The following is a 23,560-nucleotide window of genomic DNA, read 5'->3' on the forward strand; positions in this document are numbered from 1 at the left end:
GATATGAAACAATCGAGACTCTATATTCCAACTTTAAAGCAAATTCCTAATGACGCAGATTCAGTTAGTCATCAATTAATGCTACGTGCTGGGTATGTTAGACAAGTATCAACGGGGATATATGCATACTTGCCACTAGCTTTATCAGTAATCAATAAAATTGAAACGATTATTCGTCAAGAGATGGATAAAATTGAAGCTGCAGAAATGCAGCTTCCGTCATTATTGCCTGCAGAATTGTGGGAAGAAAGTGGTCGTATCAATACTTATGGTGATGATGTTTTTAAGTTGGAAGATCGTCATAAAAGAGAGTTCATTCTGGGACCAACACATGAAGAGACAATAACAACGGTCGTAAAAGAGTACCTAAATAGTTATAAAAAATTACCTATGGTACTTTATCAGATGCAAAATAAATATCGAGATGTAACCTCTACAAAATATGGATTGCTAAGAAGTAGAGAGTTCTTGATGGCAGATGCATATTCGTTTAGTTCTAACTCAGAACAATTAGATATAATTTATAGTCAAATGGAACAAGCATATAGAAATATTTTTGACGAAATTGGTCTGGATTTTAGGGCTATTTATGGAAGTGCCGATCTAATGGGTGGTACGGAATCAAAAGAGTTTTCCGCACTGGCAAATATTGGATCAGACACTATTGCTTACTCAGATGATAGTGATTATTCTGCTAATTTGGAGATGGCGTCAAGTAAATTACCTGATAATCCAACTGAAGAAAAAAAGAAATCTGAGTTGATAAAAACACCTGATGTACATACTATTGCTGCATTGGCGTCATTCTTAAATATAGCAAGTTCTAAAATTATGAAGGCTGTAGCATATATGGCTGATGATAAACCTATTCTGGTCATGATTCGTGGAGACTATGAAGTAAATGATGTAAAAGTTAAAAACTTTTTGGATGCAGACTTGTTGACTGTAGCTACTCCTGATCAAGTTACTGAAGAATTTGGTAGTATACCCGGATTCATTGGTCCAAAGGGATTAAATCCTGATGTGACAGTACTTTATGATAGCTCATTAGAAGGTTTGACTAATTTTGCGGTTGGACCCAATATTAGAAATAAACATCTTGTTAATGCAAACTTCGAGGATTTATCCGATAGTGAAATCGAATTTCATGACTTTCGAGTTGTAAAAGAAGGGGAAGCTTCTCCGGATGGACATGGTGTAATTAAGTTTACAAATGGCATTAGAGTTGCTAATATTTACAAGTTAGGTACAAAATTCTCAGAAGATTTTGGGGCTAATTTTTTAAATGAAGATGGTAAATCTGAACCTATTATTATGGGTTCATATGGAATTAGCATTTCCAGATTACTTTCGGCAGTAATAGAGCAACATAATGATGAAAATGGTATAGTATGGCCTGCAAGTATAGCCCCATACCAAGTCCACGTTATTCCAATAAATTACGATGATGACACCCAAAAGAAATTGAGTGATGATGTTGTAAAAATATTAAAGGATGAAAACTTTGACGTTTTATTAGATGACCGAAAAGAACGTCCTGGAGTTAAGTTTGCAGATTCTGATTTAATTGGAATACCTATTAGAGTTACTGTTGGTAAAAAAGCAGCAGACTCAATTGTAGAATTGAAAATCAGAAGTACTGCTGAAACTATTGAAGTTAATAAAGATGAATTAGTAAATTCAGTAAAAATATTGCTTAAGAATCAGTAAATGAGGCTTAGGCCTTTTTTTATTTTTAAAGGATAAAATATGTCAGACAAAAACCAACTTTTTAAAATTTTAATTAAACAAATTAAACTAGAAAACTTTTTAGATGAAGAACCGTTGTTTGCTAGTGCCAATTTAAATAAATTAGATGTCCATAAAGTTTCCAAAAAATGGGTGTTTTTCTTCGAGTTTGAAGATGTCTTACCATTCAACGAATTTAAAATTTTTACGGAATCATTAAAAGAATCATTTAAGGGGATTGCTTCGATTGATTGGGAAATTAGTACAACTAAAGCACATCTTGATGAAAAGAAAATTCGTGATTATTGGGAATTTGTTTTACAAACTGCTGAGCTGAATTCTCCGGTAGTATCGCAATTAATGAAACAAACACCTCCTACAATGGAAAATGGGCAATTATTTTTGTCAGTCTCTAATGGATTTATCGCCGATTTCATGAATGGAGATTTAACAAAACAAATTCAAGATAAGTATCAAAATCTTGGATTCCCTGATTTTAAACTTCATATCAATGTTGATGAAGAAAAATCTAAAAAAAGCTTAGAAGCACTTCATAATGCTAATGACGAAAAGACTAAGCAATTTCAAACTAAGGTTAAAGAAATTAGCCAAACTAAAGCCAAAAAGACACCAAGTAATATTTCTAAAGTTGGTCGTAAAATTCCAGATGATCAAGAAATAACCCAAATGGTCGATATTATTGAAGAAGATCGTGGAAAAGTAGTTGAAGGAAATATCTTTGATAAGGATGTTAGAAAGTTAAAATCAGGACGTTCCTTATTGATTTTAAAGGTAACCGATTATACCTCTTCTTTTAGTATCAAGAAGTTCTCAAATGGTGAAGATGATGAGGCATTCTTTGAAGAATTAAGTGAGGGATCTTGGATAAGAGTACGTGGTAGTGTTCAAGAAGATAATTTTTCCCGTGAACTTGTGATTATGGCTAATGATATTAATATTATTAAACATCAAGAACGACAAGATACCGCAGAAGATGACAATAAACGTATTGAACTTCATGCCCATACAAATATGAGTCAAATGGACGCAATCCCTAGCGCTACAGATTTGATCAAACGTGCAAGTCAGTGGGGACAAAAAGCAATTGCTATCACTGATCATAGAGCTTTACAGGCTTTCCCTGAGGCATATAGTGCAGGTAAAAAATTTGGTGTAAAAATTGCTTATGGTGTTGAGGTTGATTTGGTCGATGAGGGTAACCCAATTGCATATAATCTTCGAGATGAGAATCTACAAGATGCAGAATATGTAATCTTTGACGTGGAAACCACAGGCTTATCAGCTGTTTATGATAGTATCATTGAGCTAGCTGCCACAAAGATGAAAGATGGCGAGGTGGTCGATTCATTTGATGAATTTATTAATCCTGGTCAAGAGTTGTCTGAATTTACAACTAATTTAACTAGTATTACGAATGATATGGTTAAGAATGCACCAGATGAAAAAACTATTATTCAAAAGTTCATTGAGTTCGTGGGTGATGATGTATTAGCCGGTCATAATGTTACTTTTGATATTGGATTCTTAAATTCTGCTTTAACGAGAATGGGTCATGACCGTGTGTCAGTTCCTGTTATTGATACTTTGGAAATGTCTCGTACTCTTCATTCTGAGTATAGAAACCATAAATTAGATTCATTAGCGAAAAGATATAATATCGTTTTGGAACACCACCATCGTGCTAATGCGGATGCCGAAACTACTGGTTATTTAATGTATAAATTATTTGAAGAGATGGAATCTAAATTTGATACTACAAATATCTCTCAATTAAACGATCATGTTGGTGGAGATGAGGCATACAAGCAGGCACGTCCTAGTCATGCTATCTTGTTAGCTCAAACCCAAGAAGGTTTGAAGAATATGTTTAAGATAGTTTCATATTCAATGACAGAATATTATTACCGAACCGCACGTGTTCCAAGAAGACTTCTTAACAAATATCGTAAAGGAATATTGGTTGGATCAGCATGTAAAGATGGTGAAGTATTCAATACCATGATGCAAAAAGGATATGAAGATACTAGAGAAGTTGCTCAGTATTATGATTATCTTGAAGTTATGCCAAAGCCAGTTTATCAGCATTTATTAGATATAAAGTTGATCAAAGATGAAGCTGGTCTTGAAGAGATTTTAAAGAATATTGTCAAACTAGGTAAAGAAATTAATAAACCTGTAGTTGCAACAGGGGATGTTCATTATCTAGATCCACATGATAAAGTCTATAGAGAAATCGTTATAAAGGCTGTTAAAAGTAATCCTTTAGCAAGGCAAAACTTACCAGATGTTCAATTCAGAACTACAAATGAAATGTTTGATGAATTTGAATTCTTAGATGACCAAACAAAACAAGAAATCATTGTTGATAATCCTGCAAAAATAATGGATTTAATTGATGAAATTTCACCAGTTAAAGATAAGCTGTATACTCCAAAAATGGATGGTGCTGAAGAAGAAATTCGTAGTTTGACTATGAATAAAGCACATGAGCTTTACGGAGATGATCTTCCTGAAATCGTTCAAGAACGTATGGATAAAGAGCTTAAAAGTATTATTGGTAACGGATTCTCGGTTATTTATTTAATTTCTCAACGTTTAGTTTACAAATCAAATAAAGATGGGTATTTAGTTGGTTCTCGTGGTTCCGTTGGGTCTAGTTTTGTTGCCACAATGACGGGTATAACTGAGGTTAATCCACTTCCGCCACATTATCGTTGCCCTAAGTGCAAGTATTCTGAATTCTTTACTAAAGGTGAAGTTGGTTCGGGATTTGATTTGCCAGATAAAAAGTGTCCTAAATGTGGAACTGAATTAAAGAAGGATGGGCAAGATATTCCGTTTGAAACATTCTTAGGTTTTAAAGGTGATAAGGTTCCTGATATTGATTTGAACTTCTCTGGTGACTACCAACCAGTTGCACATAACTATACAAAAGTATTGTTTGGTGAGGATCACGTATTTAGAGCTGGTACTATTGGTACGATTGCCGATAGAACAGCTTTTGGTTATGTTAAAAATTATGAAGAACTTACCGAACAACAATTTAGAAATGCAGAAGAAGAACGTTTAGCTATGGGATCAACAGGGGTTAAAAGAACCACTGGACAGCATCCCGCTGGTATTATTGTTGTTCCGGATTATATGGATATTTTTGATTTCACACCAATCCAATATCCAGCTGATGATCAAAATGCCGCTTGGAAAACTACCCATTTTGATTTCCATTCGATCCATGATAATATTTTAAAACTTGATATTTTGGGTCATGATGATCCTACTATGATTCGTACTTTACAAGATTTGTCAGGTATAGATCCTAAGACTATTCCGGTTGATGATAAAGATGTTATGGCACTGTTTTCAGGTACTGAATCACTAGGTGTCACACCGGAGCAAATCTTTTCAAAAACAGGTACCCTTGGAGTACCTGAGTTTGGAACAAGATTTGTTCGGGGAATGTTAGAAAAAACTCATCCAACGACATTTGCTGAATTACTTCAAATTTCAGGACTATCTCATGGTACTGATGTTTGGCTGGGAAATGCAGAAGAGTTGATTGATAAAGGAATAGTTACATTGAAAGAAGTTATTGGATGTCGTGATAATATCATGATGGATTTGATTCATTGGGGTATGGATTCTCAAATTGCTTTCCAAATTATGGAACATGTTCGTAAGGGACGTGGTATTCCAGATGAATGGAAACAACAGATGAAAGACGCCGATGTTCCTGATTGGTATATTGAATCTTGTCTAAAGATTAAGTATATGTTCCCTAAGGCCCATGCCACTGCATATATTTTGATGGCATTGCGTATTGCTTATTTCAAAGTTCATTATCCTTTATATTATTACAGTGCATACTTCTCAGTTCGTGCGGATGATTTTGATCTTGTTGCTATGACAACCGGTAAACAAGCAATCAAAGATGCAATGAAAGCAATTAATGATAAGGGAATGGACGCTTCTACTAAAGAGAAGAATCTATTAACAGTTTTGGAATTAGCTAATGAATGTGTTGAGCGTGGATTTACTATTAAAATGGTAGACTTGGAAAAATCCGATGCATTTGAATTTAAGATTATTGATGATAAGACCTTGTTAGCACCATTCAATGCCATACCTGGGTTGGGTGATAACGTTGCTAAACAGATCGTTGCTGCTCGTGAGGAACAACCATTCCTTTCTAAGGAAGATTTGGGAACTCGTGGTAAGGTTTCAAAAACTATCATTGAATATATGACAGATAATCATGTCTTAGATGGAATGCCAGATGAAAATCAACTATCGCTCTTCTAGTATCAAGGCTTCAGGTTGATTTTGTTTCACAAATGTGTTAAGTTACTACTAGTTAATTATTGATTTGAGTGAGCAGCAATGCTCACTCTTTTTATTGCCGATTACTTTGGAGGAGTGTTTTTGAATACAAAAGTTGATGAATTAAAAGCCATTTTGCAACCAATACTAGATCAACATGATTTCTTTTTAGTTGATTTAGAGTTTGTACATGAGCATGGCGATTGGTATTTAAGAGTTTATGCAGACAAAAAGGGCGGAATCAGTATTGATGATTGCGCCTTGATTAGTGAGGAATATGGGGAAAAATTGGACGAATTAGATCCGATAGATCCAGCTTATTATTTAGAGGTATCTTCACCAGGTGCGGAACGTCCTTTGAAAAATGATGATAGTCTTTCTAACTATGAAACTGACTATGTTCATGTCTCTTTATACCAAAAGCAAGATGGAGAAAAAGCTTTTGAAGGAACTTTAACAAAGGTAACCGCAGAACAAATAACTTTAGATGTTAAAATTAAAAATCTTCATAAGCAAGTTGAGATAAGTCGAGATAAAATTGCTAAGATTCGACTTGCAATTGAATTCTAAGATTGAGAGTTTTTAGAAACTTAAAAACTCGTTAAGGAGAAATAGCATGAGTAAAGAAATGATCGATGCACTTGATGCGTTGGAATCCGAAAAAGGTATTAAAAAAGAATACGTGATCGAATCTTTAGAAGCAGCTTTAGTTGCAGCTTATAAGCGTAACTATAATCAAGCTCAAAATGTTGATGTTGAGTTTGATGCTAAAAAAGGTAACATCCACGTATATGCTGTTAAAGAAGTTGTTGAAGAATCAGTTGATGATAGATTAGAAATTAGTCTTGCTGATGCACAAAAGAAGAGTAAAGGTTACGAAATCGGAGATCATATCAAAGAAGAAGTTACTCCAAAAGACTTTGGAAGAATCGCCGCTCAAACTGCTAAACAAGTTATAATGCAACGTGTTCGTGAAGCTGAACGAGATGTAATCTATAATGAGTATAGTCAATATGAACATGAAATTATTCAAGGTATTGTTGAACGAAGTGATAATCGTTTTGTTTATATCAACTTTGGTAAAATTGAAGCTGTAATGTCAAAAGCAGATCAAATGCCTGGTGAAACATATAATCCAAGAGATAGAATAAGAGTTTATGTTACAAAGGTAGAAAATGCTACAAAAGGACCACAAGTATTTGTTTCAAGAACGGATCCAGGTTTAGTTAAGAGATTGTTTGAACAAGAAGTTCCTGAAATATATGATGGAACAGTTGAAATTGTTTCTATCGCAAGAGAAGCTGGAGATAGAACTAAAATTGCGGTTAAGTCAGATAATGCGGATGTTGACCCAGTTGGTACATGTGTTGGACCTAAGGGTGCTCGTGTTCAAGCCGTAGTTGATGAACTTAACGGTGAAAATATCGATGTTGTACCATATGTTGATGACCCAATTGATTTTATTGCTAATGCATTAAATCCTGCCGAGGTTATTGCGGTTCAATTTGATGATGATAATAAGAAACAATGTATGGTAATCGTTCCAGATTATCACTTATCATTAGCAATTGGTAAAAAAGGCCAAAATGCTCGTTTGGCAGCTAAATTAACTGGTTATAAGATTGATATTAAGCCGGAATCACAAGTTGAATTTGTTGATGATAATGATCAAGATGTCGATATCGATGATATTAACAAAGACGACATTAATAAAGATGATAGTGATAGTGATTCTGAATAATTAGGGGGTGATTGATTTGGCAACTCGTAAAATACCCATGCGTAAAGATATTTTAACTGGAAAAATGTATCCAAAAAGAGAAATGGTCCGAATCGTAAAGAACAAAGAAGGCGTTATTTCCATTGATCCAACTGGAAAAAAAGCTGGAAGAGGTGCTTACGTTGGCCTAGATCCAGAAGCTGTGAAGAAAGCCAAGTCACAAAAGATTTTGGAAAAAGTATTTTCACATGCAGTACCAAGTGAATTCTATGATGAATTATTCGATTTTGTAGATCATCAAAAAGCCAGAATGGATTTATTTGGGGATTTGGGTAAGAAACATTGAGAAACAAGTTTTTAGGTTTTTTAGGAATAGTTCTAAGATCTGGTAATATGGTCAGTGGCACAGATTTAACATTACAAGGAATTCGTAACAAGAGTGTTAAACTAGTAGTGATGGCTAATGATTGTAGTGACAGAACTAAAAAGGATTTAACTAATAAAACAGAATATTATAAAGTACCACTAATAACAGAGTTTACAAGTTATAAAATTAAAAAGTCTATTGGAAAAGATAGAAAAGTTATTGGAATAACAGACTTAAAAATGGCTAAAAGGTTGAGTGAACTTATGGAAAACTAAGGAGAGTGATAGGATGGCCAAAAAACGAATCTATACTATTGCAAAAGAAAATAACGTGGACAATCAAGTTGTCATTGACGTTGCCGAGAAATTAGGAATGGATGTAAAGAATCATATGTCATCTGTTGACGAAACAAGTGAATCAAAGATTGTTAACAGTCTTAAGAAGAATAATACAGGTGCTAAGACAAGTAGTTCTAATAACGCCCATGCAAATACTGCTAAAAAAGAAGGCACGGCTTCTTCAAATAATAACAGTAATGGACAACATAAAACTAAGATTAAAATTACAGCTGTGAGAAGAGATGCTACCAAGGGTAATAATGGTCACTTTGATCATAACAACCGTAATAATAATCACCATGCAAATAATCATGGTTCGGTAAATTCAAGTAATAGTAGACATAATACAAACAATAGTAATCAGAACGGTAACCGTACTAATAACAACAATAGTACATTTAATAACCGTTCAAACAATGGTAATAACCGTACTAATAATGGTCGTCCAAACAACAATCGACCAAACAATGATCGTCGCAATAATCAATCACGCGATAATCGTAATAATAGAAGTGTTAGAAATAATCAAACACAACAAGCTCCTAGACCAAGACAAAGTGCTGGAAATAAGTATCTAGAACAATATAAGACAAATATTCAAGATGCTAGTCGTGCAACAACACCTAGTCGTCCTAGAAATAATAACAACCATAACGGTAACAATAATAACCGTAATAATCACAACAATAGTAACAATAGCCGTCCTAACAACAATAACAGACGTTTTAATAACAATAATAATCGTCCAAACAACAACAATAATCATAACAATAATGTTAGAAAACCTGTTGAGGCTAACAAAGCACAATCTGCTCCAAAGGCAACTGTACCTCCAGTTGAAGTTCCAAAGCCAGAATATAAGAAGCCAAAAGCAACAAATAATCGTGATTTCGGTCATAAACAAAACTTGGCTAATCCTTTCGGATCTCGTAAGAAGAAGAAGGAAAGAAAGAGACAACAACGTCAACGTAACAATGAACCTAAGAAGGTCATGCCACAAAGAAAAGAACGTCCATTACCAGAAACACTTGTTTATACAGTTGGTATGAATGCTCAAGATATTGGTAAATTATTGCATCGTGAACCAGCAGAAATCGTTAAGAAGCTATTTATGCTTGGAATCATGATCAATCAAAATCAATCTTTGGATAAAGATACTATTGAACTATTAGCTACAGATTATGGAATCAATGCTGAAGAAAAAGTTGAAGAAGATATTGCTGATATTGACCAATACTTTGAAGCAGAAACTAAGAGTACAAAACACTTAGTTCCAAGACCTCCAGTTGTTACAATCATGGGACACGTTGACCATGGTAAGACAACACTATTGGATCATTTGAGACACACCCATGTTACAGCTAGTGAAGCTGGTGGTATTACTCAACATATTGGTGCTTATCAAGTAAGACTACAAGATCGTTTAATTACATTCTTGGATACTCCAGGACATGCTGCCTTTACAAATATGCGTGCTCGTGGTGCTGATATTACTGATATCGTTATCTTAGTTGTTGCAGCTGATGATGGTGTTATGCCTCAGACTATTGAAGCTATTAACCATGCTAAAGCCGCAAATGACCCTATTATCGTTGCTGTTAATAAGATTGATAAACCGGGTGCTAACCCACAACACGTAATTGAACAATTGATGGAATATGAACTCATTCCTGAAAGTTACGGTGGTGATACGATCTTTGTTGAAATTTCCGCTAAGGAAGGAACAAACATTGATCAATTACTAGAAATGGTTCTATTACAAGCTGATGTTCTTGAACTTAAAGCTAACCCTGATCAAAAAGCTGTCGGTACAGTTATCGAAGCTAAACTTGATAAGGGTCGTGGACCTGTTGCATCACTATTAGTACAACAAGGTACACTTCATGTTGGAGATCCAGTTGTTGTTGGTAATACATTTGGTCGTGTCAGAACTATGACTAACTACAATGGTAAAGAAGTTAAAAAAGCTACGCCATCAGAACCAGTTGAGATTACTGGTTTGAATGATGTTCCAGAATCAGCTGATAAGTTTGTTGTCTTTGAAGATGAAAAAACTGCTCGTGCTGCTGGTGAAGAGCGTGCAAGTCGTGCCCTTCAAAAGGAACGTCAAAACACAAACCCTGTGACACTTGATAACTTGTTCGAGACAATGAAAGAGGGAGAACTAAAGAAGGTCGACGTTATTATTAAGGCCGATGTACAAGGTTCTGTTGAAGCTATTGCCGGAAGTTTGAAGAAGATCGAAGTTGAGGGCGTTCGTGTAAATATTATTCATCAAGCCGTAGGTGCAATTACTGAAAGTGATGTTAACTTAGCTGCCGCAAGTAATGCTATCATCATTGGATTTAATGTTCGTCCTACTGCACAAGCTCGTGTTCAAGCTAAAGATGAAAATGTTGATATTCGCTTGCATAGAGTTATCTATCAAGCAATCGATGAAATCGAAGCTGCTATGAAAGGTATGCTTGAACCAGTATATGAAGAAAAAATTACTGGTAACTTATCAGTTCGTGAAACATACAATGTTTCTAAGATTGGTACAATTGCCGGTTGTTATGTAAATACTGGTAAAATCACTCGTGAGTCAGGTGTACGTTTGATCAGAGACGGTATCGTTGTCTACGAAGGAAAACTTGCTTCACTTAAACGTTTCAAAGACGATGCCAAAGAAGTTAAAGCAGGATTCGAATGTGGTGTTACAATCGAAAACTACAATGACATTAAGATTGGCGACGAAATTGAAGCCTATGTGATGGAAGAAGTTCCAGTCAAATAGGAGATGATAATATGGTAAAACATCGAATTGGTCGTGTGGAACAAGAAATACAAAAAGAAGTAAATGATATTTTACTTAAGCGTATTCGAGATCCACGAGTTCAAGGTGTAACTGTAACTGGTGTTGAAATGACAGGTGACTTGCAACAAGCCACAATCTACTACAGTATTCTTTCTGAAAAAGCCAGCGACGTTGAAAAAACTCAAGCTGGTTTGGACAAAGCTAAGGGCTTGATCAGAAAAGAACTTGGTTCACGTTTAACACTATATAAGGTTCCAGAATTAGAATTTAAACAAGATCAATCTATTCGCTATGGTGAAAAGATTGACCGATTAATTGCTAAATTACATCAAGACGAAGCAAATCGTTAAACTAGTAGCCGTTGAAATAAAAATTTCAACGGCTATTTTTTTGTTTTGTGTATTATTAATTATCAAAATAAAAATCTTACTTTATTTAAAAGAGGCGATATCTATTTCCAAATTTATCAAGTAGAATTTGTTCTAAGATTAATTTTAACTGGAGAAAAAATTGCGTAAAAAACTTTTATTACTTCTATTGGTACCATTTTTATTTTGTACTGGTCCAATCACTGTAAGTCATGCGGCCACGAGTGACCATATAACATCAAAAGCTATTAGTAAATGGACTTATAAATCAGGTGATGATTCAATCAAAATTCTGAATAATGACAAGCCAACTGAGATCAAAGAAGAGAAATTTGATCGCCCACATATTAAATATGGTGGATTAGACGATTTGAACCGTACAAAAACGGCAACAGCATATCTAACAAAAAATAATTTAGGACGTTCAAATACGCGAACTGAACAAATTTGGCGTCCAACTGGGTGGCATAATCAACCAAAGTATATCGATGGCATTCGAGTTATTCCTCAAAATCGTGGTCATCTAATTGCATATACTATGACATTTAATTTGAATAAATCGGGTCAACCTAAACAAGGTGAGTTAGGAAGTATTGATAATCCTTATAATTTATTTACACAGACAGAATTTTGCAATCAAAAAACAATGACTCAAGTTGAGCAAAAGGTTAGAGATGCTTTAGTTAAGAATAAAAAAGTAATTTATAAAGTAACTCCAATTTTCTACGGGAAAGAATTAATGGCGCGTGGTGTCTGGGTCCAAGCTTCGTCGTTAGATGGTAGTTTGAAAATAAATCGTTATTTGTGGAATGTTCAAGATAAGGTCAAGTTTGATTACGCAATCGGAAGATCTAAAGTTGACAATAATTGGAGAGTTCCTACAATTGGTGATCAACAACCAAATTATCGTTACAATCAAAAGAGATATTAGTTAATAATCAATGGTACTATCTTTATATAACGTGGGGGAAACAACTATGGATACAAAGGAAATACTTGCTCAAACCTTAAAAAAGTTAATGGATAGTACATCAGTTGATAAGATCACTATAAATATGTTAACCAGTGAATCTAATGTTGCTAGGAATACCTTTTATTATCATTTTGAAGATATTAAATCAATTTTAGAATGGATATATGCTAGAGAAATAGTCGTACAATTAGCCTCATTTCAAAGTCAGATGAATTGGAATGATGGATTTAAAACATTATTGAATTATATAGAAGAAAATCGTAAGTTTTGCTTGAATACTTTTCATTCAACTAATCGTTCGTTTCTTGAACACTTTTTATATAGATTAGCATTTGATATGGTTTCAGGTGTTGTTGTAGATTTAAAACCTGAGTGTAGTAATAAATTACGTGATGAAATAAGTAATTTTTATGGGCGAGCTTTAACTAGCCAGGTCATTCAATGGTTGGTGACCGATATGCGTGAGTCAAAAGAAGAGTTTGTTGATCGTATGGAAAGGATGCTTGGAGGAACTATAGAAGCTGTAATTAAGAGAAATTCTTAAAGTTTGGTCAACTGAGTATTATTGACCATATGAACGTCTAGTGAAACCGTTTACGATAATATATATAAAGAAGTATTTAATGTGAATGGAGGCGATCATAATGTTCTTATTTCAAAACATTACAGCTATTGATTGGGTAATGTGGATTGCGGTCATTGCTGCATTGATGTTATTAAATGAAGCCGCAAGAGCAAATAAGTGGGTAGGATTGACACTTTTTGTTGCTGTTCCAATCATTTTAACGATATTTGTTTGGCCACGTACAGCAGGTGCTGGTAGTAGTACCGGAACTTGGTTTCATTGGGTCAAAGTATATTCAGCCTTAGCGGGATGTCTAGGATTTATGGCATTAAGATTTATACCAAAGTTGCAAAATAACAAGTGGATGTTGATGTTCCCACCAATTATTCTTTCAGTTAATATCATGGAGGCAGTATTTAGAGATTTTCAAGTATATGGACTACACGGTATGGTTGATGGAGTATTCATGAATGGAGGTGCCTGGAATATCATGAACGGTATTGCAGGTATCATTAACATAATTACTATTACTGGCTGGATGGGTATTATTGTCAGTCGTGATAAGCAAAAGGATATGATCTGGCCTGATCAAATTTGGCCATGGATCATTGCTTATGATCTTTGGAATTTTGCATATGTTTATAATTGTGTAGGTGATCATTCATTCTACGCAGGTGCTGCTTTATTATTATCATGTACATTTGCAGCATTCTTTATTAAAAAAGGATCTTGGCTTCAAGCACGTGCACAAACTTTGGCATTTTGGATGATGTTTACCATGAGTTTTCCAGCATTCGTAACAGATTCTCAATTTGCAGTTCAAAGTTCTCATAATAGTACTGCTTTGATGACAGTTAGTGCAATTGCCTTATTGGCCAATGTTTTGGTACTTGTATTACATGTCTATCGCGTAATCAAGTTACACAGAAATCCATTAAAAGATTCTGTATATGCCGGTACTAAAGCACATGATAAAGTATTAGAAGATAATTTAAATAAAGAAAAAGATTCCGATAAATTGAATTCAACGGATTCAGATTCTGTGGATTCATCGTTAATTTAAACTTAAGTCATATTGATTGTTACATTGATCAATATGACTTTTTTTACTGCTTTAACGTACGATATATGATTATATAAATAATTGATATGACTAAACAAATACTTAATGAGTTGTTATACATGCTACAATCATAATAATATTTGAGAAACTGATCTGTTTTTATAATTTCAGATTGGAGTGTGTTACTACGTGCTATTAAAAAGTTTGACCAAAATAAACAATATATTTAAATATATGCTTTTTTTGATTTTTGCTTTTTGGATAAAATGTATTTTTTCATATTATTTAGATTTCAATTTAGGTGCCAATGGGCTTTTACAAAATTTAATTCTATTATTTAATCCCTTGGCGACAATTATTTTATTGTTGAGTTTGGGACTCTATTTTCGTAATACTAGAGTTGCTTGTCTCGTGATGACAGCAATTTATTTTATCGATTCTATTTTTTTATATAGTAACGTTCTGTACTATAGAGAATTCACAAATTTTATTTCTTTAAACACTATTCTTAGCTCTTTAAAAGCTATTAAAAGTCTGGGACCTAGTATTCTTAACTCTATTAAATACTACGACTTTATATATTTGGCTGATTTTTTGGTTGTAGCAATTGTCATTTTTATAATGTTTTCTAAAAGCAAACTATTCGTATGGAGAAAGTTAAGTGCCGTTGCGTGGACAAGTTTTGGTTTAATGTTGTTTACTTTTAACTTAGCAATTTCTGAGATGAATCGTCCACAACTATTAGGACGCTTGTTTGATCAGACATATATCGTAAAGTATCTAGGATTAAATACATTTTTTGTCTATGATTCAATTAAAACTGTTAATTCAGATAGAGTTAGAAAAAATACAAGGTCCAATAGTATTGATGTGCCTTTAGAATACCAGCAAGAGTATTATGCAAAACCTAATGCTAAATATTTTGGTGTAGCAAAAAAGAAAAACATAATAATTATTCATCTTGAAAGTTTTCAGCAGTTTTTAATTAACTTTAAAGTTAATGATCAAGAGGTAACGCCATTTTTGAATTCTTTATATAGTGATGATAATACATTAGCCTATAAGAACTTTTTTCATCAGGTAGGTCAAGGTAAAACTAGTGATGCAGAAACTATGTTAGAGACGGGACTATTTGGTTTACCTGAAGGGTCATTTTTCCCTCAATTGGGTCCTAACAACACATTCCAAGCAGCTCCTGCAATTTTAAGTCAAAAACAAGACTACACTAGTGCTGTTTTTCATGGTAATGTCTCTAGTTTTTATTCGAGAGATAAGGTATATCCTAATTTTGGCTATAATTACTTTTTTGATCAAAAGTCTTTTGTTACTTCAGGTAATAGTAATATTGGTTTTGGGCTAAAAGACAAGTTGATGTTTGCACAGAGCATCAAATATTTGGAACAGTTACAGCAGCCATTTTATGCAAAATATATTACTGTAACTAATCATTATCCATTTGATCTTCCTTCTGAAGATAATGATGAATTTATTACTACAAATACAAATAATAATGTTATAAATAATTATTTCCTAACTGCACATTATTTGGACAATGCGTTAAGAGAGTTTTTTGATTATTTAAAGAAAAGTGGACTGTATAATAAATCAATGATTGTTTTGTATGGTGATCACTATGGTATTTCCAATGATAAAAATCCAGATTTAGCACCATTATTAGGGTATTCAGATACTGAATGGAATGAATTTAATAATACACAACTGCAAAGAGTACCTTTCATGATGCATATGAAAGGGTTAAAGGGCGGTGTTAAAGATACCTATGGTGGAGAGATAGATGTTTTACCGACGATTCTTCATCTGGCCGGAATTAATTCAAAAAAATACCTTCAATTAGGGCAAGATTTATTATCTTCAGAACATAGTCAAATCGTACCTTTTAGGGATGGTAGTTTTGTTACACCAGAATATACTGCCATAAAAAAGGGGAAGGCTATTTATGATGTTTATTCTAATAGTGATGGTAGTAAGATAGATTTATCTGAGAATTCTGGACTATCTAGTGATGTAAATGAGTGGGGAAAGCAAGTAGATCAACGTTTGAAAATCTCTGATAAGATCAATAATCAAAATTTGCTGAGATTTTATACTCCGATAGGATTCACCCCAGTTGATCCAAATGATAAAAAGTATAATTATCAAACTCAATTGGATAGACTGCTCAAGACTCGTGATAATTTGGGAAATAGTTCAACCAGTCTTTATTCACAAAATGGTGATAATTCCAGTACGAATCTTTATGATAGTAATGCTCCAGAATTAGATCAATCCTCTATTGAAGGTTTCAAATAAGTACTTTAATAATAACAGTAAGTAAAACTTCCAATTCAGTGGGAGTTTTTTTGTTATAATTAATAAAGTTGTTTATTAATAGGTACGGAGATAAATTCATGAATGGTGTAATTCCTTTACATAAAGAAATCGGTTTAACCAGTTCCGATTATGTATACAAATTAAGAAAAATTTTACATACTAAAAAAATTGGACACACAGGAACACTGGATCCATTAGTAGATGGTGTTTTGCCTATTTGTGTGGGTCAGTCTACAAAATTAGTTAATCGATTGACAGGTTCACCCAAAGAGTATGAAGGTGAAATAACGCTAGGTGTTTCAACAACAACAGAAGACCGTGAGGGGGATGTTGTTGATAAAATCAAATTAGAATCTCCCTTTAAAACTGAAAAATTGAATGAGACTTTTAAAAGTATGATTGGCGACTTAACACAAATTCCACCAATGTATTCGGCTGTGAAAGTTAATGGTAAAAAACTTTATGAATACGCTCGTGCTGGTCTAGAAGTAGAGCGTCCAAAAAGAGAAATCCACTTATATGATTTTTATCTTATGGGGGAACCGAAATTTGATTCTGAAAAGGGATTACAAACGGTAAAATTCCATGTTAGATGTTCTAAAGGAACATATGTAAGAACTTTGGCAGTTGAATTTGGATCACTGCTGGGCGTTCCTTCATATATGTCTGAGTTAACAAGAACTCAGAGTGCAGGATTTAACTTAGAAAATACATTTAAATTGTCAGACATAGAATCTATGATCAATGAAGATGACTATAGTTTCTTAATAAGCATTGACGAGGTATTGTCTGATATGCAGGCTCATGAATTGACGAATGAGGAATGGGAAATAAATGTGCAACACGGAGGCTTCTTGGAGCTTTCACAATATGATACTAAAAATAATCTCAGAGTTACCAAGAATAACATTACTAAGGCGATTTATAAGTATGATCCAAAGGATTCGATGTGGAAGCCCGATACAATGTTACTAAACAATGAGTAGAAAAGATTGATTATGAAGATTTTAAATGTAAAGCATCCACTGCAATCTGATCAATTTCCTAATGAGGATACAGTTTTAATAATGGGATACTTTGATGGTGTACATGAAGGTCATCAAAAGGTCATCAATAAGGGTGTAAATTTAGCTAAAGAAAAGGGATTAAAATCTGTCTTACTTACTTTTGATCGCTCTCCTAGAGAAGTTTACCAACATGAAAAAAACTATCAGTATCTTTCAACTGTTTCGAGAAAGGCTGAATTAGTTGCTAAATTAGGTGTTGATTATTTATATGTGATGGAATTTAGTAAGTTATTTTCTAAATTATTACCACAAGAGTTTGTTGATCAATATATGGTTCAAATGAGGGCTAAATACGTTGTTGCAGGTTTCGATTATACTTATGGCAAGCGAGACATTGCTAATATGGAAAACCTACCTAAATATGCTAAGGGACGTTTTGAGGTAGTTACAATTCCTGAACAAATGTACGATGGTAAAAAGATTGGTTCCAGTTCTATTAAGGAATTGATTGCTAATAATCAAGTAGATTTAGCTAATAAGGTTTTAGGATATAGTTATCAAAATCAAGGTGTAGTGATACATGGCCTGCAAAGAGGTAGAACACTTGGTTATCCGACGGCTAATATTCTTACAACACCTGATCAAGTAAAGCCTTCAATTGGTGTCTATGTCACTCGTGTAGAAGTTAACGGAAAGTGGTATCCAGCAATGACCTCTGTAGGGTATAACGTTACCTTTAAAGAAGATACAGGCGTTACTATAGAAGCTAATATTTTTGATTTTGATGAAGATATCTATGATCAACCAGTCAGAGTTGAATGGCTTCATTATCTTCGAGGGGAAGTTAAGTTTGACGGCGCAGACGGCTTAGTTCAACAACTACATTTGGATAAAGATAATTCATTAAAATATTTTCGGGAACATAAATAAAGAGATAGGACCTTAAAAGTTCTAGCTCTATTTTTCTGATTTCATTTTCTGTAAATTCTTTTTAGTTTCTAGAGTTCAACACTTGACACTAAAGGGAGAGATTGTTATATTTTACATTGTTAGCACTCATAGTTGATTAGTGCTAAAAGGAGGACGGTATAATGTTATCGGAACGTCAAGATGCTATCTTGAAAGAGGTCGTGCGCATTTTTACAGATACCGGCCAGCCGGTTGGTTCAAAGACATTGATGAATGCGTTGACTTTTCATGTCAGTTCGGCAACAATCAGAAATGAAATGGCAACGTTGGAAGAGATAGGTTATCTTGAAAAAACTCATCTTTCTTCCGGTCGTATTCCATCTGCAATGGGATATCGTTATTATCTTGATCATTTGGTTCGACCTATGTCAGTACCTCAAAATATTGCTCAAAGAATCGATGAAGATTTTGGTAAAACTTATCATCAAATAGATGACATTATTGAACAGTCAGCTAAGATTCTTTCTCATTTAACTAGTTATACGGCAATTACATTAGGTCCTGAAAGTAATGCACTTTTATTAACAGGATTTAGAATTGTGCCACTTAATGATCGTCAAATAATGGCAATCATTGTTACGAGCGATAATAATGTTGAAAGTAATATTTATACGATAAATGAAGAATTTGATACAGAATTAATTGAAAAAATCGTTAGAGTTGTTAATGATAAATTAGTTGGGCAACCATTACCTAGGGTCATTCAAATGCTACATAATGATGTACCTGCAATTTTATCTGAATATATGTACTCAAATGATGGTTTGATCGATATGATCGATCAATTATTTAAAAAAGCAGGTTCAGAAAAGTATTTTGTTGACGGCCAACTTAATTTATTGAATTATGCGAATAATGAAGATCTTTCAGAAGTACAATCGCTTTTCTCAATTATTAATGAAAGTAATGATTTAAAGAAGTTACTTGATCCTGATATTGCTGATGACGGCATTCGTGTTCGTCTAGGTAGTGAATTAGGTTCAGATGCATTTAAGAATTACAGTATTATTACTGCTAATTACGATGTTGGTCATCACGGAAAAGGTGTTATTGCTCTATTAGGTCCAACTACGATGCATTATTCACAATTGATCGGATTGTTAGGAGAATTCCGTCAGGAGTTAGCTAAGAGATTGATTGATTATTATTCACGGTATGATGATTCTTGATACTTAGGAGGAAGTAATGGCAGATAAAGATGAAACAAAGAAGAATGTAGACGATCCTCAAAAACCAGAAGAACAAGCTAAAGATACTTCAGCTAAAAAAGATTCTTCAAAGGAAAGTCAAAAAGAAAAAGTTGATTCAAAAGATGCAGCTTTAAAAGATCTAAAAGCTAAGAATGAAGAGCTGGAAGATAAATTTCTTAGAAGCCAAGCCGAAATTCAAAATATGAATAATCGTCATAAAAAAGAAGTTTCAGGAATTCTTAAGTATGATGGTCAAAAATTGGCAACTGAAATACTTCCAGTTTTAGATAATCTAGAACGTGCTTTGACAGTTGAAGTCGACGACGATGCCGGCAAGCAATTGAAGAAGGGTATCGAAATGGTCCAACAACATATGGTAAAAGCCTTAAAAGATAATAAGGTAACTGTTATCGATGGTGTTGGCGATAAATTTGATCCGACAGATAGCCAAGCAGTTCAAACTGTTCCGGCTGATGATGATCATCCTAAAGATACTATCGTTCAGGTTTTACAAAAGGGTTATAAATTAGAAGACCGTGTATTGCGTCCCGCAATGGTCGTTGTTGCTCAGTAATATAAAATTTTAAAAAGAGGTTTTAATTTATGTCAAAAGTTATTGGTATTGATTTAGGTACTACAAACTCAGCTGTTGCGGTACTTGAAGGTGGCTCACCAAAGATTATTGCTAATAAAGAAGGTGCAAGAACTACTCCTTCTGTTGTTGCCTTCAAAGATGGTGAAATTCAAGTTGGTGAAGTTGCAAAGAGACAAGCAATCACTAACCCTGATACAGTTTCATCAATCAAGAGACATATCGGTGAAGCAGGTTACAAAGTAACTGTTGCTGGTAAGTCATACACACCACAAGAAATTTCAGCTATGATCTTGCAACATATCAAGAAGTTCTCAGAAGAATATCTTGGTGAAGAAGTTACAGATGCTGTTATCACAGTTCCTGCATACTTTAACGATTCACAAAGACAAGCTACTAAAGATGCTGGTAAAATTGCTGGTTTAAATGTTCAACGTATTGTTAACGAACCAACAGCTTCAGCACTTGCTTATGGTCTTGATAATGACAAGGGTGATGAAAAGATTCTTGTTTATGACCTTGGTGGTGGTACATTTGATGTTTCGATCCTTGAATTAGGTGACGGTGTCTTTGAAGTACTTTCAACAAATGGTGATACACATCTTGGTGGTGATGACTTTGACCAAAAGATCATCGACTGGCTAGTTGAACAATTTAAGAATAAGAACGGCGTTGACTTGTCACAAGATAAGATGGCTCTTCAAAGATTGAAGGATGCCGCTGAAAAGGCTAAGAAGGATCTATCAGGTGTTAGCCAAACATCTATTAGTTTGCCATTTATTTCATCTGGTGATAATGGTCCACTTCACTTGGAAGAAACATTAACACGTGCTAAGTTTGATGAATTAACATCAGAATTAGTTGAAAGAACAAGAATCCCAGTTGATAAGGCTTTGCAAGATGCTAACCTTAGTGCTGCAGATCTTGATAAAGTTATCTTAAATGGTGGTTCAACACGTATTCCTGCTGTTCAAGAAGCCGTTAAGAACTGGACAAACAAAGAACCAGATCACTCAATCAACCCTGATGAAGCCGTTGCTTTAGGTGCTGCTATTCAAGGTGGTGTTATCTCTGGTGATGTTAAGGATGTTGTTTTGCTTGATGTTACACCATTGTCATTAGGTATTGAAACAATGGGTGGAGTATTTACTAAGTTGATCGATAGAAATACAACTATCCCAACAAGTAAATCACAAACATTCTCAACTGCTGCAGACAATCAAAGTGCTGTTGATATTCATGTTCTTCAAGGTGAACGTCCAATGGCTGCTGATAACAAGACCTTAGGTCGTTTCCAATTAACAGATATTCCTGCTGCACCTCGTGGTGTACCTCAGATCGAAGTTAAATTCGATATTGATAAGAACGGTATCGTTAACGTTTCGGCTAAAGACCTTGGTACTAACAAGGAACAAAAGATCACTATCAAGAGTTCATCAGGTCTAAGTGATGAAGAAATTGATAAGATGATGAAAGAAGCTAAGGAACACGAAGACGAAGATAACAAACGTAAAGAAGAAGTAGACGTTAAGAATGATGTTGAACAAACATTGTTTGCTACTGATAAGACTCTTAAGGATATTAAGGGTAAAGTTTCTGATGATGAAGTCAAGAAAGCAGAAGATGCTCGTGATGCTTTGAAGAAAGCTCAAGACTCTGGTGATCTTGAAGATATGAAGAAGAAACGTGACGATTTGAATAAGATCGTTCAAGACTTATCTGTAAAACTATATCAACAAGCTCAAGATCAACAAAAGGCCGCTGGTGATGCTACAGGTGCTGGTGCTCAAGGTACAACTGGCACTGACAACAAAGATGATGGTAAGACAGTTGACGGTGATTTTGAAGAAGTAGACCCAGATAAAGATAAAAAATAGTTTTTTGTGATAAAGAGCAGCGATTTTAATTACTAGACTGTTAATGGTATAGTATAAAAATGTACTGCTCTTTTGAGCTTAATAAAGATAAAATGGGACGGCTGTCCCGTCATAAAGGTGATTTTTAATGGCAAATAGAGATCCATATGATGTTTTAGGCGTTGACAAAAGCGCTTCTGAAGATGAAATAAAAAAGGCATTTCGTAAACTTTCAAAAAAATATCATCCTGATATTAATAAAGCACCTGATGCTGAAGAAAAGTTTAAAGAAATAAATGAAGCATATGAAACTCTTAAGGACCCTCAAAAGCGTGCCCAATATGATCAATATGGATCAGCAGGTATGAATGGCGGACAAGGATTTGGTGGTTTTGGCGGCGGAGCTGGAGATCAGTTCGGTGGCTTTGACGATATCTTTAGCCAATTCTTTGGCGGCGGTACTGCTAGACAGAGTCCTAATGCTCCAAGACAAGGTTCAGACTTACAATATCGAATGGATCTTTCTTTTGAAGAAGGAGTCTTTGGTAAATCAACAAATATTAACTACAATCGTGAAGAAAAGTGTAAGACTTGTGGTGGTAACGGTGCTAAGCCTGGTACTCAACCAGAGACTTGTCACAAATGTCACGGTTCAGGACATATTGAAGTAGAACGTGCAACTCCACTAGGACGTATGCGTACTAGAGTTGTTTGTGATGTCTGCAATGGTACTGGTAAAGAAATTAAAGAAAAGTGCCCAACATGTCATGGTAAGGGTAAAGTTAATAACAAACATACTCTTAAGGTTACTGTTCCAGCTGGTGTAGAAGATGGACAACAAATGAGATTAGATGGCCAAGGTGAAGCCGGTGAAAATGGTGGACCTTATGGTGATTTATACATTGTCTTTAGGGTAAAACCAAGTAAAGAATTTACTCGTGATGGTGGTACAATCTATACATCAGTAAATATCAGCTTCCCACAAGCAACTTTAGGTGATGAAATTGAAGTTAATACCGTTCATGGTCCTGTTAAATTGACGGTTCCTGGTGGTACACAAACTGGTACATCATTTAGATTGCGTGGAAAAGGTGCACCAATTTTAAATAGTGATAAAGTTGGTGACGAGAAGGTAACCGTTAATATTGTCACACCTCGTAAACTTTCAAGTGAGCAAAAAGAAGCTTTGCAAAAGTTTGCTGAAGCAGGTGGAGATAAAGTTAAAAAAAATGATAGTAACTTCTTTGATAAATTAAAAGATACATTTAAAGGTTAGAATATAAAGGGAAATCTTAATTTTAGATAATTAGGATTCCCTTTTTTGTTATTATTATTGATAATAAAATGTTTTGGAGGAT

The 23,560-nt window shown here is 34.3% G+C and carries 17 protein-coding genes and 1 pseudogene; all 18 read left to right on the top strand.

The window, feature by feature from the left end:
* The first annotated feature begins 3 nt into the window (after positions 1–3).
* Complete coding sequence (locus FC72_RS00675; RefSeq protein WP_057763732.1) at positions 4–1,710, top strand: proline--tRNA ligase; 1,707 nt, start codon at positions 4–6, stop codon at positions 1,708–1,710.
* A gap of 39 nt (positions 1,711–1,749) precedes the next feature.
* A complete protein-coding gene (locus FC72_RS00680) occupies positions 1,750–6,048 on the top strand; it encodes a PolC-type DNA polymerase III (protein WP_057763733.1) in 4,299 nt (1,432 codons plus the stop codon).
* A 120-nt stretch (positions 6,049–6,168) separates the two neighbouring features.
* Positions 6,169–6,636, top strand: a complete 468-nt coding sequence (gene rimP, locus FC72_RS00685) for a ribosome maturation factor RimP (RefSeq protein ID WP_057763734.1) — start codon at positions 6,169–6,171, stop codon at positions 6,634–6,636.
* A gap of 46 nt (positions 6,637–6,682) precedes the next feature.
* Positions 6,683–7,733, top strand: a pseudogene (gene nusA / locus FC72_RS00690) (transcription termination factor NusA); the annotation flags it as partial.
* A gap of 90 nt (positions 7,734–7,823) precedes the next feature.
* Positions 7,824–8,132, top strand: a complete 309-nt coding sequence (rnpM, locus tag FC72_RS00695; RefSeq protein WP_157051083.1) for an RNase P modulator RnpM — start codon at positions 7,824–7,826, stop codon at positions 8,130–8,132.
* Positions 8,129–8,428, top strand: coding sequence for a L7Ae/L30e/S12e/Gadd45 family ribosomal protein (locus FC72_RS00700; RefSeq protein WP_057763738.1), 300 nt, complete (start codon positions 8,129–8,131; stop codon positions 8,426–8,428). The genes rnpM and FC72_RS00700 overlap by 4 nt, the downstream gene beginning before the upstream one ends.
* Before the next feature lie 13 nt (positions 8,429–8,441).
* Positions 8,442–11,267 carry a translation initiation factor IF-2 gene (gene infB / locus FC72_RS00705; RefSeq protein WP_057763740.1) on the top strand — a complete coding sequence of 942 codons (2,826 nt, stop codon included), beginning with the start codon at positions 8,442–8,444 and terminating at the stop codon, positions 11,265–11,267.
* Positions 11,268–11,278: 11 nt separating this feature from the next.
* Positions 11,279–11,638, top strand: coding sequence for a 30S ribosome-binding factor RbfA (gene rbfA / locus FC72_RS00710; protein ID WP_057763742.1), 360 nt, complete (start codon positions 11,279–11,281; stop codon positions 11,636–11,638).
* Between the two features lie 160 nt (positions 11,639–11,798).
* Positions 11,799–12,587 carry a DNA/RNA non-specific endonuclease gene (locus FC72_RS00715; protein WP_057763743.1) on the top strand — a complete coding sequence of 263 codons (789 nt, stop codon included), beginning with the start codon at positions 11,799–11,801 and terminating at the stop codon, positions 12,585–12,587.
* Positions 12,588–12,633: 46 nt separating this feature from the next.
* Complete coding sequence (locus FC72_RS00720) at positions 12,634–13,173, top strand: TetR/AcrR family transcriptional regulator (RefSeq protein WP_057763744.1); 540 nt, start codon at positions 12,634–12,636, stop codon at positions 13,171–13,173.
* Positions 13,174–13,273: 100 nt separating this feature from the next.
* Entirely contained in the window at positions 13,274–14,257 is a 984-nt protein-coding gene (locus FC72_RS00725; protein WP_057763750.1) for a DUF5692 family protein, read from the top strand.
* A gap of 582 nt (positions 14,258–14,839) precedes the next feature.
* Complete coding sequence (locus FC72_RS00730; RefSeq protein WP_235805118.1) at positions 14,840–16,567, top strand: LTA synthase family protein; 1,728 nt, start codon at positions 14,840–14,842, stop codon at positions 16,565–16,567.
* 98 nt (positions 16,568–16,665) lie between these two features.
* Positions 16,666–17,574 carry a tRNA pseudouridine(55) synthase TruB gene (gene truB, locus FC72_RS00735; protein WP_057763751.1) on the top strand — a complete coding sequence of 303 codons (909 nt, stop codon included), beginning with the start codon at positions 16,666–16,668 and terminating at the stop codon, positions 17,572–17,574.
* Positions 17,575–17,586: 12 nt separating this feature from the next.
* Complete coding sequence (ribF, locus tag FC72_RS00740; RefSeq protein WP_057763933.1) at positions 17,587–18,525, top strand: riboflavin biosynthesis protein RibF; 939 nt, start codon at positions 17,587–17,589, stop codon at positions 18,523–18,525.
* 161 nt (positions 18,526–18,686) lie between these two features.
* On the top strand, positions 18,687–19,733 hold the full coding sequence (gene hrcA / locus FC72_RS00745; RefSeq protein ID WP_057763753.1) for a heat-inducible transcriptional repressor HrcA: 1,047 nt from the start codon (positions 18,687–18,689) through the stop codon (positions 19,731–19,733).
* A 16-nt stretch (positions 19,734–19,749) separates the two neighbouring features.
* A complete protein-coding gene (gene grpE / locus FC72_RS00750) occupies positions 19,750–20,328 on the top strand; it encodes a nucleotide exchange factor GrpE (protein ID WP_057763755.1) in 579 nt (192 codons plus the stop codon).
* Between the two features lie 29 nt (positions 20,329–20,357).
* Positions 20,358–22,223: a molecular chaperone DnaK gene (dnaK, locus tag FC72_RS00755; protein ID WP_057763757.1), complete on the top strand. Its 1,866-nt coding sequence runs from the start codon at positions 20,358–20,360 to the stop codon at positions 22,221–22,223.
* Between the two features lie 127 nt (positions 22,224–22,350).
* A complete protein-coding gene (dnaJ, locus tag FC72_RS00760) occupies positions 22,351–23,478 on the top strand; it encodes a molecular chaperone DnaJ (RefSeq protein WP_057763759.1) in 1,128 nt (375 codons plus the stop codon).
* The last annotated feature ends 82 nt before the right edge of the window (positions 23,479–23,560 follow it).

The sequence above is a fragment of the Companilactobacillus tucceti DSM 20183 genome (assembly GCF_001434665.1).
In the GTDB taxonomy this organism is placed as follows: Bacteria; Bacillota; Bacilli; order Lactobacillales; family Lactobacillaceae; genus Companilactobacillus; species Companilactobacillus tucceti.

What these genes read in the sequence shown, in the direction of transcription:
- dnaK (WP_057763757.1), top strand. Translation starts at nt 20,358, where the DNA reads ATGTCAAAAGTTATTGGTATTGATTTAGGTACTACAAACTCAGCTGTT.
- FC72_RS00725 (WP_057763750.1), top strand. Translation starts at nt 13,274, where the DNA reads ATGTTCTTATTTCAAAACATTACAGCTATTGATTGGGTAATGTGGATT.
- rbfA (WP_057763742.1), top strand. Translation starts at nt 11,279, where the DNA reads ATGGTAAAACATCGAATTGGTCGTGTGGAACAAGAAATACAAAAAGAA.
- FC72_RS00680 (WP_057763733.1), top strand. Translation starts at nt 1,750, where the DNA reads ATGTCAGACAAAAACCAACTTTTTAAAATTTTAATTAAACAAATTAAA.
- FC72_RS00675 (WP_057763732.1), top strand. Translation starts at nt 4, where the DNA reads ATGAAACAATCGAGACTCTATATTCCAACTTTAAAGCAAATTCCTAAT.
- FC72_RS00720 (WP_057763744.1), top strand. Translation starts at nt 12,634, where the DNA reads ATGGATACAAAGGAAATACTTGCTCAAACCTTAAAAAAGTTAATGGAT.
- infB (WP_057763740.1), top strand. Translation starts at nt 8,442, where the DNA reads ATGGCCAAAAAACGAATCTATACTATTGCAAAAGAAAATAACGTGGAC.
- hrcA (WP_057763753.1), top strand. Translation starts at nt 18,687, where the DNA reads ATGTTATCGGAACGTCAAGATGCTATCTTGAAAGAGGTCGTGCGCATT.
- truB (WP_057763751.1), top strand. Translation starts at nt 16,666, where the DNA reads ATGAATGGTGTAATTCCTTTACATAAAGAAATCGGTTTAACCAGTTCC.
- dnaJ (WP_057763759.1), top strand. Translation starts at nt 22,351, where the DNA reads ATGGCAAATAGAGATCCATATGATGTTTTAGGCGTTGACAAAAGCGCT.
- grpE (WP_057763755.1), top strand. Translation starts at nt 19,750, where the DNA reads ATGGCAGATAAAGATGAAACAAAGAAGAATGTAGACGATCCTCAAAAA.
- ribF (WP_057763933.1), top strand. Translation starts at nt 17,587, where the DNA reads ATGAAGATTTTAAATGTAAAGCATCCACTGCAATCTGATCAATTTCCT.